Annotated in this window: 14 protein-coding genes and 1 tRNA gene; 10 read left to right on the top strand and 5 right to left on the bottom strand. The window is 57.2% G+C overall.

Annotated elements, in window-relative coordinates; genetic code table 11:
• The first annotated feature begins 40 nt into the window (after window positions 1–40).
• Together J7447_RS21435 and J7447_RS21440 are read left to right on the top strand one after the other, a co-directional pair.
• Entirely contained in the window at window positions 41–946 is a 906-nt protein-coding gene (locus J7447_RS21435; protein WP_209170858.1) for a LysR family transcriptional regulator, read from the top strand.
• Between the two features lie 519 nt (window positions 947–1,465).
• Window positions 1,466–1,858 carry a hypothetical protein gene (locus J7447_RS21440; RefSeq protein WP_023002614.1) on the top strand — a complete coding sequence of 131 codons (393 nt, stop codon included), beginning with the start codon at window positions 1,466–1,468 and terminating at the stop codon, window positions 1,856–1,858.
• Window positions 1,859–1,928: 70 nt separating this feature from the next.
• Here J7447_RS21440 and acuI read toward each other — a convergent pair whose 3' ends face one another.
• Genes acuI through J7447_RS21455 form a run of 3 tightly spaced genes read right to left on the bottom strand, consistent with a single transcriptional unit; the run spans window position 1,929 to window position 4,399 of the window.
• Window positions 1,929–2,921 carry an acryloyl-CoA reductase gene (acuI, locus tag J7447_RS21445; RefSeq protein WP_031270065.1) on the bottom strand — a complete coding sequence of 331 codons (993 nt, stop codon included), beginning with the start codon at window positions 2,919–2,921 and terminating at the stop codon, window positions 1,929–1,931.
• A gap of 25 nt (window positions 2,922–2,946) precedes the next feature.
• Window positions 2,947–3,573 (bottom strand): DUF1326 domain-containing protein, encoded by a 627-nt coding sequence (locus J7447_RS21450; protein WP_023002616.1) that lies wholly within the window; start codon window positions 3,571–3,573, stop codon window positions 2,947–2,949.
• Window positions 3,574–3,583: 10 nt separating this feature from the next.
• On the bottom strand, window positions 3,584–4,399 hold the full coding sequence (locus J7447_RS21455; protein WP_209170859.1) for a DUF2182 domain-containing protein: 816 nt from the start codon (window positions 4,397–4,399) through the stop codon (window positions 3,584–3,586).
• 149 nt (window positions 4,400–4,548) lie between these two features.
• Here J7447_RS21455 and J7447_RS21460 point away from each other — a divergent pair, with 149 nt between their 5' ends.
• Both J7447_RS21460 and J7447_RS21465 read left to right on the top strand, forming a co-directional pair.
• Window positions 4,549–5,280 carry an FCD domain-containing protein gene (locus tag J7447_RS21460; RefSeq protein ID WP_082444716.1) on the top strand — a complete coding sequence of 244 codons (732 nt, stop codon included), beginning with the start codon at window positions 4,549–4,551 and terminating at the stop codon, window positions 5,278–5,280.
• A gap of 333 nt (window positions 5,281–5,613) precedes the next feature.
• Entirely contained in the window at window positions 5,614–5,760 is a 147-nt protein-coding gene (locus tag J7447_RS21465; protein ID WP_023002620.1) for a hypothetical protein, read from the top strand.
• A gap of 189 nt (window positions 5,761–5,949) precedes the next feature.
• Here the strand turns inward: J7447_RS21465 and J7447_RS21470 are convergent, their stop codons facing one another.
• A complete protein-coding gene (locus J7447_RS21470; RefSeq protein ID WP_209170860.1) occupies window positions 5,950–9,432 on the bottom strand; it encodes an autotransporter outer membrane beta-barrel domain-containing protein in 3,483 nt (1,160 codons plus the stop codon).
• A 247-nt stretch (window positions 9,433–9,679) separates the two neighbouring features.
• Here J7447_RS21470 and J7447_RS21475 point away from each other — a divergent pair, with 247 nt between their 5' ends.
• Window positions 9,680–10,804 (top strand): TIGR03032 family protein, encoded by a 1,125-nt coding sequence (locus J7447_RS21475; protein WP_209170861.1) that lies wholly within the window; start codon window positions 9,680–9,682, stop codon window positions 10,802–10,804.
• 97 nt (window positions 10,805–10,901) lie between these two features.
• On the opposite strand, the gene J7447_RS21480 is transcribed toward J7447_RS21475, so the two are convergent.
• Window positions 10,902–10,974, bottom strand: a tRNA-Arg gene (locus J7447_RS21480).
• A 123-nt stretch (window positions 10,975–11,097) separates the two neighbouring features.
• Here J7447_RS21480 and J7447_RS21485 point away from each other — a divergent pair.
• The 5 genes from J7447_RS21485 to J7447_RS21500 all read left to right on the top strand — a co-directional run bounded on the left by J7447_RS21485 (window position 11,098) and on the right by J7447_RS21500 (window position 15,346).
• Window positions 11,098–12,279 carry a site-specific integrase gene (locus J7447_RS21485; protein WP_209170862.1) on the top strand — a complete coding sequence of 394 codons (1,182 nt, stop codon included), beginning with the start codon at window positions 11,098–11,100 and terminating at the stop codon, window positions 12,277–12,279.
• The gene (locus J7447_RS21490) at window positions 12,269–13,012 is read left to right on the top strand and encodes a hypothetical protein (protein ID WP_209170863.1); all 744 of its coding nucleotides are present in this window, start codon (window positions 12,269–12,271) and stop codon (window positions 13,010–13,012) included. Before J7447_RS21485 ends, J7447_RS21490 begins: the two co-directional genes overlap by 11 nt.
• Before the next feature lie 187 nt (window positions 13,013–13,199).
• Entirely contained in the window at window positions 13,200–13,397 is a 198-nt protein-coding gene (locus J7447_RS31555) for a helix-turn-helix domain-containing protein (RefSeq protein WP_353653813.1), read from the top strand.
• Window positions 13,394–14,185: a hypothetical protein gene (locus J7447_RS21495; RefSeq protein WP_209170864.1), complete on the top strand. Its 792-nt coding sequence runs from the start codon at window positions 13,394–13,396 to the stop codon at window positions 14,183–14,185. Before J7447_RS31555 ends, J7447_RS21495 begins: the two co-directional genes overlap by 4 nt.
• A gap of 900 nt (window positions 14,186–15,085) precedes the next feature.
• Complete coding sequence (locus J7447_RS21500; RefSeq protein ID WP_286189416.1) at window positions 15,086–15,346, top strand: hypothetical protein; 261 nt, start codon at window positions 15,086–15,088, stop codon at window positions 15,344–15,346.
• The last annotated feature ends 2 nt before the right edge of the window (window positions 15,347–15,348 follow it).

Raw genomic sequence — 15,348 nt, forward strand, 5'->3', positions numbered from 1 at the left:
ACACTGTGGCTCGCAGGATATTCGTGCTTATTCTGCATGAATGGATCTGCAAGCCCTCAAGACAATCCTGCTCGTCCGCGACCTTGGCAGCCTGGCAGCTGCCGCGCGGGCGCTGGATCTCGATGCCTCGAATGTGTCCCGGACGGTTTCTGCAATCGAGCGGGAGCTTGGTCAGAGGCTTTTCCAGCGCAGCACGCGCAAGCTGTCGCTGACGGAGGCGGGCGAAGCCTATCTCCAGCGGGTTGCGCCGCTCTTGGAGGAGATCGAAGCGGCGAACGAGGACATTGCCGCCAGAAGCCAGCAGCCACGGGGAACCTTGCGCATGACGGCGTCGGTTGCTTTCGTGCTGGAAGGAATCGTCCCGCTTCTGCCGGTGTTTCACGACCGGTACCCGGATATCTCGGTCGAGCTTTTTCCCTCCGACAGCAATCTCGACCTTCTGGCCGAAGGACTGGACCTTGCTATCCGCCTGGCTGCGGCGCCGAAAGGCGATCTCATTTCCACAAAGCTGCTGCAAACCCATTACCGGGTGGTGGCCTCGCAGGACTATCTTGAAAGGGAAGGGCATCCGGAAGCGCCGGGTGACCTGTCTGCCCGAAATTGCCTGTGTTTTGCATTGCCGGATTTTCGCAATGCCTGGCGCTTCAGGCTTGGGGATGACTCGCCCTTCGATGTGGAAGTGTCCGGCAGAACGACAATTTCAAGCGCGCTTGCGCTACGCGAAGCAGCCAGGCTTGGCCTTGGTCCGGCATTGTTGGCCGACTGGCTGATTGCGAGCGACCTGAAAGACGGCAGGCTGGTCGATCTCTTTCCCGACCACACGTGTGCTCCGGCGAACTTCGAAACCGCCGCATGGATCCTTTATCCGAGCAGGGCCTATCTGCCGCTCAAGGTGCGGGTGATGATCGATTTTCTGAAGACAGAGTTCGGACGTTCCGGGAACTGATTAAACATCAGAGGATTTGTTCTTTTCAGATAATTTATCCAATTTATTGAAATGAAGAAGATTTTTTACCTCAAGGAATATTTATGAATTCAAATATTCATGATGTTTGATCGTGTTTCTGAATCTATTAACTGATGTATACGATTAAGTTTATTCATTTATGGTAATTTCACTAAGAAAGGCGCCATATTCAATCTTTACGTGTTATTTAGTGTACAACTTTGTCCCATAATACATTTCTTTCTTGAGAATCAGGTCGTGAATATGTTGTTTTGAGGCTGCGGAACAATAATTCGGACAACCTTGGATATGAATCCCAACATATGCCACGATCGAAAGATTGTTTTTGTACACAATCCCAAAGTAGCTGGTACGAGCCTGAGAGATTGGCTTGGCTTTGACGAAGTCTGGAATCACGGATTCCCGACGACAAATACGCCTGTAGAATGCTGGAATGACTACAGGGTTATTGTTGCTATACGAGATCCGATCGACCGGGCCTTGTCCGGGTACAGGTTCATGACCCGGGAAAAATATGTCGGAAGCTTCCGCAGCCGGTATCCGGACCTGCCAACCTGGGACCCGCTGACCTTCTTCCGGAAAATGTTCAACGAACAGATCTTCGTGGTGCCGCCGCAGTTCAAGTACACGATGCACATGCATTCCAACAAGGCGCCGGACTATCTGATCCGGTTCGAGAACATGGATCTTTCCCAGCTCGCGCAGGATCTCGATATCCAGAAGCCGTTGCCACGGGAAAACGCGAACCCACAAACTGAAGTGGTCGATATTGCGGAAGATCTCTATGTGGCCCTGATCGACCACTACAAGGTCGATTACCTGCTTTTTGGCTACAGGCCGGTGCCTTATCGCGACTTCATGCGCTTACAGGAAAAAGCTGCGGCTGCCTGAAGATCTGCATTCATTTCCATGACGAAATTCGCCCGGGCAGACGCATTGTCCACCCGGGCAAGGAATTGATTCAGGCATTCACGTCGACGACGACACGGCCCTTGACCTGGCCCTTCAGGATGTCGGCACCAAGCGCCGGCAGGTCTTCAAGGGTCGCCGGGTGAATCATCGCTTCCAGCTTGTCCATCGGCAGGTCTTTCGCCAGCCGTTCCCAGGCTTTCAGGCGGCCGTCATAAGGCTTCATAACGCTGTCGATGCCCAGCAGGTTGACGCCGCGCAGCAGGAACGGGATGACGGTTGCCGGCAGATTGGCGCCGCCTGCAAGGCCGACGGCTGCAACAGATGCGCCGTATTTCATCTGGCCGAGAACACGTGCGAGCATCGGACCGCCGACAGCATCGATACAGCCCGCCCAGGTTTCGCTTTCGAGGGGGCGCTTGACCGTTTCGGCGACGTCATCGCGTGGCACCACGCGGGCGGCGCCAAGAGACTTCAGGTAATCCCAGGTGCTCTCGCGTCCGGTGACGGCGGCAACCTCGTAGCCGAGATTGGCCAGAATGGCGGTTGCGACGGAGCCGACGCCGCCAGCGGCACCGGTGACCAGCACCGGCCCGTTTTCAGGCTTCAGACCGTGCTCCTCAAGCGCCATGACCGCAAGCATGGCCGTGAAGCCGGCTGTGCCGATGGCCATGGCGTTGCGCGTGGTCAAGCCTTCCGGCAATGGGACGAGCCACTCGCCCTTTACCCGTGCTTTCTGGGCGTAGCCGCCCCACCACGCTTCGCCGACGCGCCAGCCGGTCAGTACCACCTTGTCGCCTGGCTTGTACCAGTCGTCGGAGCTTTCCTCGACGGTTCCGGCAAAGTCGATGCCGGGCACATGCGGATAGTTTCGAACCAGTCCCCCTCCCGGGCCAAGGCACAGGCCGTCCTTGTAGTTGAGCGTGGAGTATTCCACGGCAACGGTGACATCGGCTTCCGGCAACCGGCTCACGTCGATGTTCTCAATCGAGGCGTGGGTTTTGCCGTCTTCGTCCTTGTCGACAATCAGTGCCTTGAAGGTCATGAGCTGTTCCCTTTTCTCTTCGGTTTCAGGCGGCGGCTTCCGCCGCCGGGCCGGACCAGTCGATCTGGCAGATTTCAGCACTTCTGCCGTCAAAATCCCAGACCCTGCCGTAAGCGCGCACGCGGCCTTGCGTGGCGGTGGCGACCGTAATGTCCGAACCCATCCAGTATTCGGTGTTCTTGACGACAATATCCTCGTCCGGATTGGCGCCGCGCACAGGCTCCACTTCGCCCTTGATCGCCTTGCCGACGATCAGGCGGCGTTTCTTGCCTTCGTTGGTGTAGGAGACAGGAGCGCGTTCGGCGCCCAGAAACTCGCTGACCAGAACCCGGAACAGGCCGGTGGTGCCCTTGGCCTGTCCGGAGAAGATCTTGATCAATCCGTCATAGGCCGCTTCGCTGGCGCGCTCGTCGATATAGGCAGCGGCCTTCCAGTTGCCGCGGGCCATCAGGCCCGGAATTTCCAGAACGAGGCCGACGTTGAGGCCAGAGAGGTCCTCGCCCTCATAGTGGCCTTCGTCGATGCGCACACCCGCCCAGGCCTGGCAATAACCCTCTGTGGGCGGGTGCTTGCCGAGCGATACCACGCAGGGGCAGAAGACGGTGCAATTGCAGTTGAGGATCAGTTCTCCTCTGATGGCCCAGCCGGACATGATTTTCTCCCTATATGGTTATTGGTAATAACGGCAGAACCAGAACGACCAGTCCGGCCAGAATGAGGAAAACGCCGACCGGCGCGGTAAGTTTCGCGCCGATGTCGGGAAGTTTTTCCAGTGTCATCAGCACCATGGCGCCTCCCATGAAGGCGAGATTCATGGTGCCGGCGACAAACGCGAGCAGCATCAAGGCCCAGCAGCAGCCAAGGCAGACGGCGCCAAGTCTGAGGCCAAGCGAAAGCCCGCCCCGGGCCCCCGGCTGCCAATGGCTGAAGAAAAAGGTCAGCGGGTTCCGGCAGGAGCTGAGGCAGGCCTGCTTGAGGCGGCTGAACTGATAAGCCCCCGCCAGCAGCAACAGGGCCGCGTTCAAGGGGTTGGAAACGGATTTGCCGAATGGATCGAGCAGGTTCTGTCCTGCCAGCCAGACCTGAAGAGAACCGGCCAGAAGCGAAAATCCGAGCCAGACAGCAAGATACCCACCCACAAGCGCGGCCAGCGGCAAGATGCCTGCGGCGGCAGTCTGTGTCAGCTGCGCATAGGTGCGAAAAGCAGGAAAGGCTGTTGGTGCCATCATCGCCAGGGCCATCAGGGCCCACATCAGGGCGGCGACCCCGAAGCCGGCATTGGCGGCTGTTGCCGAGCACAGGGACAGGAATGCCTCCAGCGGCGGCCCCATGGTTAGCCCGGTAAGCTGCCAGTCCGTGGTTTCCCTCAGGCCGTCTGCCTGCATGGCGAACAGGATGGCCCAGGCCACCAGAATGGCGGCATAAAAGGTCAGCCAGAACGCTCTGTGGCCAGGCATGAGCCGCGCAACGGTGTCCACCCGATCCTCCTGATAAATTTTCGCCTAGGCTGCGGGGGCAGCCTCTAAAAGTCAAACATTTAATTGTCAGACATTTAAACAATTTGTTTGACCGTGTCGGGTCGTCTCTTTAGGTTTGCCGGGGTTCAGGCGAAAATTCGGAGGTTCTTTTGGCGATTGAATTCAACACGATTCAAAAAGAGGGTCTTTCGGTCCAGATCGCCAATGCCATCCGCAATGCCATTCTCGAAGGCCGCCTTGCCGGTGAGGAACGCCTTCCGAGTGAAGCCGATCTGGCGGAGCGCTTCGGTGTGTCGCGGTCGACTGTTCGCGAGGCCTTGAAACGGCTTGCCGCCCAGAACCTTATCCGCAGCGAGCGGGGTTCTTCCGGTGGGGCTTTCGTCAATCGCATGACCTGGGCCGAAGCTCAGGACAACCTGATGACGACCACGCGGCTCCTGATCGGCATGAACGACATTCCGCTGGAAGACGCCATCGAGGCCCGCTTTGCGCTGGAAGCTGCCGCGCTGCCCCTGGCGGCGGAAAAACGCACCGACGAACAGTTGTCCGAACTTGCCCGTGAAATTTCCCGGCAGAGAAACCGTGACACAAGCGACGAGGACTTTTGCGCGTCGGACGTCGCCTTTCATTCGGCCGTGGCGCGGGCAACGGACAACCCGATCCTGGTCTTCCAGTTGTCGGCCGCCTTCGAGGCGATGCAGCCACTCATGAACATGCTGGTCTACCGCCTGCGCGACCGCGAACGGATCGCCGATCTGCATCAGGCCCTGGCCGATGCGCTGGCCGCGCGCGACAGCACCGCTGCGGCACAACATCTGGATGCCTTGTCGGCCTATACGCGGGAACTGGCGGCGCAAAGGCGCAAGCCGCGCAGCGCATAACACCCCTTTTCAGGGATGTCTGTCCTTGTCCATGCGAAGCTGGTAGGCGATTTCTGTCGCGCCCAAGCCTGAAAGCCAAGTCATGTCAGAGACTTGCCGAATAAGTAACTTTACGGCATTGTTCAATCTCATCCTAAAGTCTAATATAGACGAAAGTCGAAGTTCGAATCGTGGCGAATTTGCCTCCCACGTCTGCCGAGACGGTCACCGGATGCGCCATCTGTTTGAAAAGGTCGGCTTTTGTACGCCCGGTCACCCCTGGCCGGGCGTACAGGTCTGAACAGAGCTTGCGCCTGCGCGGCAGGAGCGCTCTTCACCATAGGGAGCAGTGCCATGAAATTCTGGAGCATCGCCGTCGTCGCCATGATCCTCGCCGGTGTCGCCGCCACCAAGGCCGCCAACCCCAGCCATGCCCTGACCGACGGCTCCGTCGCCACCGGCATCCCGGTCACGACGCTGCACACGCCAGTCACGCCGTAAGGCAACCAACAAACGTCCGGCGCAGGCGCCCTTTGCCTGCGCGCTCAGACTTGTTTTATGAAACCTGCTTCGGCTGCATACCCTGCGCGTAGCTTTTTATCCGGCCTTGAGCGAGCGTTGTTCGGCCGTGTCACATTTGCCAGCCTGCAATCCCGCCATTGTCATGAAAAAGTCAGGCCATGCCTGCTTTCAGAATGGAACGATTGCCCTCAGGTAACCGCCATTGCTCCGGCTCACGCTTCCGAAACTGCCGGTGTACGCGAGCTTGAAGGAAGTGCCGGAGGCCTTCTGCAGTTCGAGTGCGGCGGAAAGGTTCATGACCGTAGTATCGAGTTTGGTCGTGGTTACGAAACTCGGAACACCCGAAGGGGCTTCAGTGAAGCGTGAATGGATGCGGTAGTCGTTGTTGGAAAAGAAGCTGACACCCGTCTTCAGCGAGCCATTTATCCTGTAACCGGGGCTTTCGTGTAACGTGCCCATGACACCAACAGCAGGTGTTGCAGTCAGAATCCAGTCGTTGCTGCCAGATATGGTGAGGTTGGCGGATCCGGCTCCCGTTTCCCGAACATCGCCGAAGCCTACCCGGGTCGCAGCGACGTCGACCATCGGCACGACGCGGACCGTACCGGTATCGAACGCATAGGACAGCCGGGAGACGATCCCGGCAAATGAGATGGTCTGATCACTGCTGGCGGTACCAAAGCCGAGACCGACCTGGCGGTCGGTGTCGTATTGCGCCAGGCCGCCATAGCCACCCAGACTTGCCTCCAGCGCGCCCCAGGTCTTTTCGAACTTTGCGCCGATTGTGTAGCGCATGCCGTCGGATGTGCCTGAATTGTTGGTGGAAAGCTCGCTGGTTTCTACCGTGCCGGCGACACCGACCCGCATGCCGTCGCCGAGTGGCACTTCAAGGCCGCCGGAAAAGCCGTAACTCGTCTCTCCGCCGCCGATCGTTGACGTGGTTTGGCGAATATCGACCCTCTGGCCCTGGACCCGGCCCCAAAGGCAATAGTCGTCGGCGGCTGCAACCGCGACGCCATCGAGCCGGGAAGGGCAGGACAAAAGGGATTCACGGAAATTGTGAAGGCTGCCAATCGCCACCCCGACCTGTACCAGGTAATGTTCGCCGTGCAGCCGATCCAAGGCTTTCTGGTAGGCCTCGATGCTTTCGATCTTCATCAGCTCCAATTGCAGGTCGTGCATGGCACCGCCGCCGTCAGAGTAGATTGCGTTCATGTTGGCGCCAACATTGCGCTCGTTTTGCGTCCTGAGCTGCGATGTGCCGTCGGGAGCAACGGGTGTGAAGTCGATATACTGGTTGCCGATGGCCACGTCCGTCGCATTGGGAAAGACAAGCGTGTAGTCCACCACGACGGTGTCCCTGGCGGTCAACCCGTTGTTGGTGACACCGCCTGCCGCGGACAGGATGGTCAGGGTCTTGGTCGGGTCGACCAGGTTCAGCGGATTAACCTTCACATTGCCTGAGAGCGTCGCCGTTCCGGAAATGTTGATCCGGTCGACCGTCGAGGCTTCCGAGTTCATGTCTACGGAAAAGGTCCCGCTGCTGGTCTGGACGAAATTGCCGGTCAGTGCCGTTGTCTGGATCGTTCCGGTGCCGCCGGGTGAGAGGTCGCCCTCGTTGGTCAGCGTGTTGCCGGCGCCAAGATTGACGGTCGAAGCACTCTTGAAGAGGCCTCCTGATCTGTTGTCGAAGGAATTGGTGCCACCGCCCAGGTCGACGTCGCCGGTGACCGTTCCATAGTTGACAACTGTGTCGTCGCTGGCAGGCGTATTCACCGTCGTGTTGATTGCTTTGTCGCCGCCGCTGAGGGCTCCGGTACCTGTGATGGTGATCGTGTTGGGCCCGGCCACGTCCAGGCCGACGCCATTCCGGCCGCCATAGACCGAACCGGTAATGGTGATGTCGGCGCTTGTGCTTGCACCGCGTGCATAGATACCGTCCTTGCTTGATCCCAAGACGTCATGTGCGGTGACGGTGGTGGTTCCCGTGCCGTCGTTCTGGGCCCGGATGCCGTGGGTGGCCCCCGAAATTCGGCCGGTCGAGGTTACGGTCAGGTCCGTGCCGGTAAAACTGGTGAGGGCATAGATACCCTCGAAGGCCCCGCCGGTGGCGTTCACTGCGCTGATCGTTGCGGAACCGGTTCCCATGTTCCTCGCGGCAATACCGCTCCCGGTACCGCTCACGGTACCCGAGCTGGTGATGGTGAGACCGGTGCCGTGGGCCTCCGCATTGATGCCGTTGGCCGTGTTTTTTACGTGGTCACCGTCGAAACCTTCAACGTCATAGGTCGTGATCCTGAGCGCGCCGGTGCCGAAGTTTCTGGCAAAGAGCCCTGATAAGGCACCTGAAACCGTACCAGTTGCAGTGATCGTCAGGTCCCCAGCGGAATTGAAGTTCCTGGCCAGAATGCCGGCATTCTTCGCCCCAGCAGCAGTGGTGACAGTGAGAGTTGTATTTCCGGTACCGTCGTTGCGGGCGTAGATGCCCCTTTCCTCGCCAGTAACGGGACCATTTGCGGTGATCGTAATATCCGTCCCGCTGGCCGAATTTCGAACGTATATGCCGTCCTTTGTCCCGCCCGTCACCGTTGCGGTGGTCACTGTCACCTCGCCGCTGCCTTCGTTCTTGGCGAATACTCCGTATCGCCCGCCCGACACTCCACCGGTGGCGGTGATCCACATGTTGGTGCCAGTGCTCTCAATCAGGCCATAGATGCCATCGTTTTCGCTGCCCCGGACATCTGCGGCGGTAATGGAGAGGCTGCCGCTCCCTCGGTTCGTTGCAGTAATACCGTTGCTTTCAGCAGTGACAGCTCCCGTGGCGGTGATGAACAAGTCCGTGCCAAACGCGTTGTCTGCGAAGATGCCATCGACTTCGCTGTCGCCGCTTGCCACAACATCGACAGTTTCGATTGTCAGGGATCCGGAACCGTAATTGCGGGCAACGACTCCTGCCCTTGCATCGTGCTCTGAGCCGGCGCCCGTGACGGTGACTGTGCCCGTCGCGCGCACGCTGAGGTCCGTCCCTTCGTTCCATGCGTAAATGCCGCTTCCCGATCCGCCCGAAACGTCGACAGTCGTGACGGACAGTCGGCCAGTGCCGTCATTTCTGGCCTGTATGCCGTTCTTTTCGCCAGAGACCGTACCGGTCGTCGTGATCGTCAGATCGCGGCCGGCCGTTGTACGGTTGCGCGCATAGATGCCGTCTTTTGTCGCGCTGGTGACGCTGGCTGCAGTGACGGTGATCGACCCGCTCGACCCTGACTCATTGAGCGCATTGATGCCGTGGCCTTTCACGGCATTGACGTTGCCGGTGACATTGATGGTCACCGCCCCTTCGATTGTGCCGTCGTCACCTGTCGACCTGACATCGATGGCGTTTTCTTCGCCCTGGATGAGGCCGCCGGTCGTATTGATGAAGCTGAGGGCGCCGTTCCCGGTGACGGTGATGGCGTTACCGGTGCCGCCGGTCGTGTCGATGGAGGCGCCTGAAGCCATGGTCACGTCGGCATTGTCGGCGTTGATGGTTTGCGTGGTCCTCAGCGTACCCGAGCACAGATAGGTGCCACCGCCAAGCGCGCTGCAGGCGGCATAGGCCTGGCGCCCCGCATAGCCGAAGACGACGGGGACGGCGAGCGCCGAGGTCAGCATAAGCCGCCTTTGTACTGCGGACTTGGGGAAGGAGCACATGAAACTGGTCTTTCCGGTGACTGCCGGCCTTTGCCGGCCGACATATCGCGAGTAATCGAAACAGGACAAAACGAATTACTGCTATTCTTGCTCCCGGATTGGTTAATGTTTTGATTCGACATCTTCAAAAACTGTGCTGCAAAAAGAGCATGATAGATGGTTAATGCGATGCCGGCGGCGAGCTCGGCAGGTTGGAAACGGGAAGCTGATGCCGACTGAGGACAGGAACCTGCCAGTCGGCAATAGCGAGACCCGGGCTGATGAACCTGCAGGCGTCACCTATTCCATGTCGGGCGGCCTCGTTGGCCTTCTCGCCTCGCTCAAGATCTCGGTTGCCTTTTCGTCCTACCAATCCGGCAAGTTCTATCTGCTTGGCCGCAATCCGGAAGGCGGGCTGATGGTCAATGAGCAGTTTTTCCGGCAAGCCATGGGAATTCATGTCAGCGGCGGAACCATATACCTGGCCACGTTGTCGGAAATCGTGCGGCTGGAAAACGTGCTTGAACCGAACCAGCGGATCAACGACACGTTCGATGCCTGCTTCGTGCCGCGCGCTGCTCATGTCACCGGTGCCCTCGATGCACATGATCTGGGCATTGACCGTGACGGACGCATCCTGTTCGTAAATACGAGGTTCAACTGTCTGTCGACAATATCCGAGCGACACAGCTTCAGACCGGTCTGGACGCCGCCCTTCGTAAGCCGGATCATCGACGAAGATCGCTGCCATCTGAACGGTATGGCGATGAGGGATGGGAGGCCGGCCTTTGTTACGGCGGTGAGCCGGTCCGACACGATTGACGGCTGGCGAGACCGGCGCGCCGACGGCGGCGTTGTGGTGGAGGTGGAAACCGGCCGGATCGTTTGCCAGGGGCTTTCCATGCCGCATTCCCCACGCTGGTACCGCGGCCGGTTGTGGCTCTTGAATTCAGGCACCGGTGAACTCGGGTCAATAGTCCCCGCTGACGGCGACAGCGAGGGACGGTTCGAACCGCTCACCTTCTGCCCCGGTTTCCTGCGCGGCCTATCCTTCCACGGTCGTTATGCGTTCGTAGGGCTCTCCAAACCACGTTACCAGCGTTTCGAGGGCCTGGCGCTCGATGAACGGCTGAGGGTTGCCGATTCAGAGCCCTGGTGCGGTGTTCAGGTCATCGACCTCGACACCGGCGCCTGTGTGGAATGGTTCCGTATCGACGGTGCCGTCGCCGAGCTCTATGACATCGGCGTCCTCCCCGGTGTCACTTGCCCAATGTCACTTGGGTTCGGAAGCGAGGAATTGATGAACCTTGTTACCGTCGATGTCGAAGACAAGGAGAGGCCAGTCAGCCCTTAGCTGAACTTTCGCACCAGAGCGCGATCGGTTGGGGGATGCAGCACAAGCGTATCATGGCGCGGCAACCTCAAAAACTTATTCGCTAAATCAGGAAAACTGGTGACCCCGGCGCGATTCGAACGCGCGACCCTCAGATTAGGAATCTGGTGCGAGCCATGTCACTCCGTGTCATCGGTGCTCACGTCGCATCATTAAGGTGTTGATATTAATAATTTTCTGGAAGGCAGTGCCAAAGCGGCATGTCACTCTGCATCACTTATAATCACGTTCTACTGCTTACATTGCGCTTACATATGGCCAACTCCATAAAGATCACCAAACGTTTCGTCGACCAAGCCACGCCGCCGACTGACAAGGATCAGATATTATTCTGGGACAGCACCACTCCCGGCTTCGGCCTGCGGGTGACGAAGGCTGGCGCCAAAAGCTATGTCTTTAGATATCGCGACCACGCCGGACATGAGAAAAGAGGGACCATAGGCAAACACGGAGGTTTTACTCCCGACCAGGCTCGTGAGGAGGCTCGTGACCTCTATGCGAAGGTCCGGCGAGGAGAAAACCCCTTCGCCGACCGAAAAGCCCTGAAGGCGGCTCCTGACGTCAACAAACTTTGCGACGACTACATCGAGCGTCACGCCAAGCCGAATAAACGCCCGCGGTCCCTAGAAGGTGACGAATCCCTAATTCGCAGGATCATCAAGCCGCAGCTTGGCAAGAAAAAGATTCAGGACGTCACCTTTCGGGACATCGAGCGTGTCGCCGCCTTGATGAGCAGCACGCCGACCACGGCCAATCGCCTAGTTGCCCTTCTAAGCAAAATGTTCAATCTCGGAAAGAGATGGGGTTGGTGTGCGCAGAACCCGACCGAGGGGTGGAAGAAGCACCATGAGGAGCGACGAGAGCGCCCGCTCACTCAGAAAGAACTCAATCGGCTCTATGTGTTGATGGAGGGGCATCCCAATCAGAAGGCGTGCGATATTGTCCGCTTTCTCCTGCTCACTGGTGCCCGATGCGGTGAAGTGTTCAACATGCGGTGGACACACGTCAATCTAGACACCGGCAATTGGGTCAAGCCTTCCCACAACACCAAACAAAAGCGCACGGAGAGATTGCCGCTTTCCAAACCTGCTATCGAGCTGTTGAAACAACGCCATAAATTGCGTGCTGAGGAGGATACACATGTCTTCCCAGGCAAGGAGCCAGGCAAGCCTCTAACAACACTTAAGACCTTCTGGGGGCGCATCCGACGAGAGGCCGGCATTCCTGAGGTGCGACTGCACGACCTCCGCCACACCACTGCGACCCTGATGGCCAGTTCTGGCGCCTCGTTGCCGATGATCGGTAGGCAACTTGGTCATACCCAACACCAGACTACTCTCCGCTACGCACATCTCTATGACGACGATGTTCGGGAGTCTGCGAACAAACTCTCGGAGGTCCTCAGCGCGGCCACTCGGGGCAATAATGAAAATTGAGTACAAGATTCTCAGCCATGAAGAAATGAAACACCTGCCTGAGGGTGCTCATCCGAAGATCCGCTTTAGACTGCTCAACCTCAATTTGAGCGCAAAACAGAAACTGTTCGAAGAGTTCGGAAGTCTGACAGAGGCAGAACTCGATGACTGCGTGTCTAGCATCGAGCGAACGCTTTACATGTACCTGTACTGGAATAACAGGCTCAGCCGGTTCAATGGCATGGACATGTTTACGTCTCGCACGGCAAAGCAAGTGTTCTCATCGCTGCAAATGCATCTTTCGGAAGCCCACAAACTTCTCACCGAGATGGATGACCTAACGATCGATCAGATCGAGATGGCCGTTGGAGAGGAGGATGAGGATCAATGCGGTCATTTCAATGGGAGCGATTTCCGGTATCACACCCTGATGGTTGCCAAAGCTGCGGCTGCCATCGAAGAAGCGATCCAGCCCACCCGTGGTCGACCGGCTAGAGACGATCTTTTGGACGCCCTTCAACAGCTCGGAATCTTCTATGAGCACATGACAGGACACAAGCCGGGCTACTCGAGCCCTCCAGAACAGAAACCCGGCTCTTCTGGTCAAGATCGCCATGGTCCCTTTGTCCGCTTTGCGACACGCATCCTCAAAATTGTTGAGCGGTCCGACAGTGCGGTCGACAACGCAATCCGCCGGTACGTTGGACAAGAAAAACGCTCGGAAATTGCCCGTCGCGAGCCAGTGGAAAAATAGGTTCAGAACGCCCCCTAATATTCCTCTGTAAGGCTCGATCCGGAATTCGTCACCTTCTGCTCATCGCCAACAACGAACGCAGGAGATGACGTTGCAAGATAGCGAAATTCATACGGCAGTTGAGTTCCTGAAGAACGAGATACTACCGCTGCATCGGTCCAATTCCCGGCTTCTTTCTTCGGAAGAGATGCCCCCGTTTCTGTCTGAGAATGAACTGGCTACATGGCTTGACATGAGTGCCGGAACGCTGCGCAACTGGCGGGTCAAGGGGAAAGGGCCAACTCATTGTAAAATATCAGGTTCTACAGTTCGGTGCCCACGTCAGGCAGTCATCGACTGGCTCTCGGAACGTTGCTTCAGAAATACATCCGAGGCTGGTCAATGAGCAGCGACCATTTCGATGTTCCAGGGCCTACGGACAGCAGCCGAAAGAGCGGCGACTCGCCTCGTGAAACTGACTCAAATTCTTCAATTCCAATAGTCCCCTACAAAAACCATACGGAAAAGAAAACAGGCAAAAGGAAATACGAACAGAAGACGTATCAATTTCAGTTTCCCTTTTTCGGAGGTACGAACTCCAGACGTAGGGTCGCGATGTACGTTGATGCTTGGAAGAACTCGAGCGAGCTTCAGCCCAACCTAGGGGTAACCATTGACTTGCCAGACACGTTCAAGGCTGAAGCGCTGCAGGTTGGATTGTCGGTAACTAGCGCTGTCGACAGGTGGATCATGATGTCCGTTCGCAACCGCATGAGACGTGCGTCACATCCCTTCCTGATGATCAGCGTTGTTGAGACTGACAGACTCTTTCATTTGCACAGCATGGTGTACTCCGAGAGCGACGATGCCTTTTTGAACGCTTTCTATGGCGCATGGAAGCGGCTGGCCGATCGTGGTCATGCAAATAGGCTAGACTTTGAAACTCTTTTCAGGCTGGACGGTAGTGGGACCAGGATCCACGCTCAACCAATATCGGACAAGTACGTGTACAAAGCCACCGGCCGACGTGGTGTCTTGGGCTGGCAGGACTACATGACGAAGTCGTTGGACAAGACGCTCGCGAGCCGCTGTCAATGGTCGGTTGGCGGTGCCGTTAGCATTTCGCAACCTATTAAGCACTTGGTCTCAAGCTCTTCCATCGGACGCAACATGATCCGATACAACTTGGCTTGAAAATCGCTTACACGCTGAGAGAGACGCGTCGCTAGGCGCGTCTTCCCCGCGCAGCGGGCAGACCGAATAAGTTTGAGGAACGCTCGATGAGGTCTGCGACCTGCGGCGCTGACTTATCATGATCACAAAATCATGGCCGGAAAGGTTATCATGATAAGTCAAAACCGGCGTTTTCTCGGATCACTGATAAGTTTCATGTTCTCGCAACAATTGCTTGGAAACAGTCGGTACCCGTTGAAAACCTTGGAGTTCTACGTGGTGAAGGTACTGAGTTGGCTGATCAGGTGATAAGAAAATGCTCGAACTCAATACGAACTAGAATTTCTATATATCTATCAATGGTTTAAGCAGATTTTCTGATCAAAACTAATATTTACTTATCAAAAATCAGGTTTTTGATCCGCAGACCTTTAATTCCTTCTGAGGCGCCGGACATGCAGAACTTGGTTTCACAAATTTCAGCCAGATGGCAGGTGAGCCTCAATGGTGGGCGTTCCAGCGGTCCCATTGATTAGCAATCCGCTGTTTCACTCGAGTTCTCGACTTGTGCGCGATTGCCAAGCCGCAATAGATCAAACGTCAATCAGAGTCGCGAAGAACTGACTTCAGGCGATCGGCTTGGCTGGACATGGGAACCGAAAACGTTTTTACGCGTTGCTTGCCTAAGATCTCGACGATGGCAAAATGGCGTCGAAAGCAGGCACCGGGGTGCCCTGATTTTGCGGCCCGGTAGTTGGGCCCCTTCAACGGACATCCGATTTCGAGGGTTCGTTTGCGCGGATTGAAAGCCGCGGTGCTCGGTCTGACCTATGGATTGTTTGATTCTTAACACCCGTTGAAGTAAAGCTATTCCCTACCAATTGTAGGAGCATGGAGAATGCTCCCGTGGCGAGTTTGAAGATGACTGCAGCAGAAAAAATCCTCGGAACGGTGAACGCGCCCTATGGCGCGAACGTCTCCGCTTGGGATCTCGCCGCCGCCATATCGAGCATGAGCAGCGTTGAAACCTGCAACATGCCGGCGTTCGCCTTCTTCTCCGAAGTGAAGCCGGATCTCCAGAAAGCCTTCGTGGCCGAAATGGAGCTTGACCCGCATGCGGTTGCCGCTGTTGCTGCAGGCTTCCAGAAGCTTGCCGGGTACGACCTGCCCCTGGCAGCCTAACG

This window comes from Labrenzia sp. R5_0 (assembly GCF_017743835.1).
In the GTDB taxonomy this organism is placed as follows: Bacteria; Pseudomonadota; Alphaproteobacteria; order Rhizobiales; family Stappiaceae; genus Roseibium; species Roseibium algicola.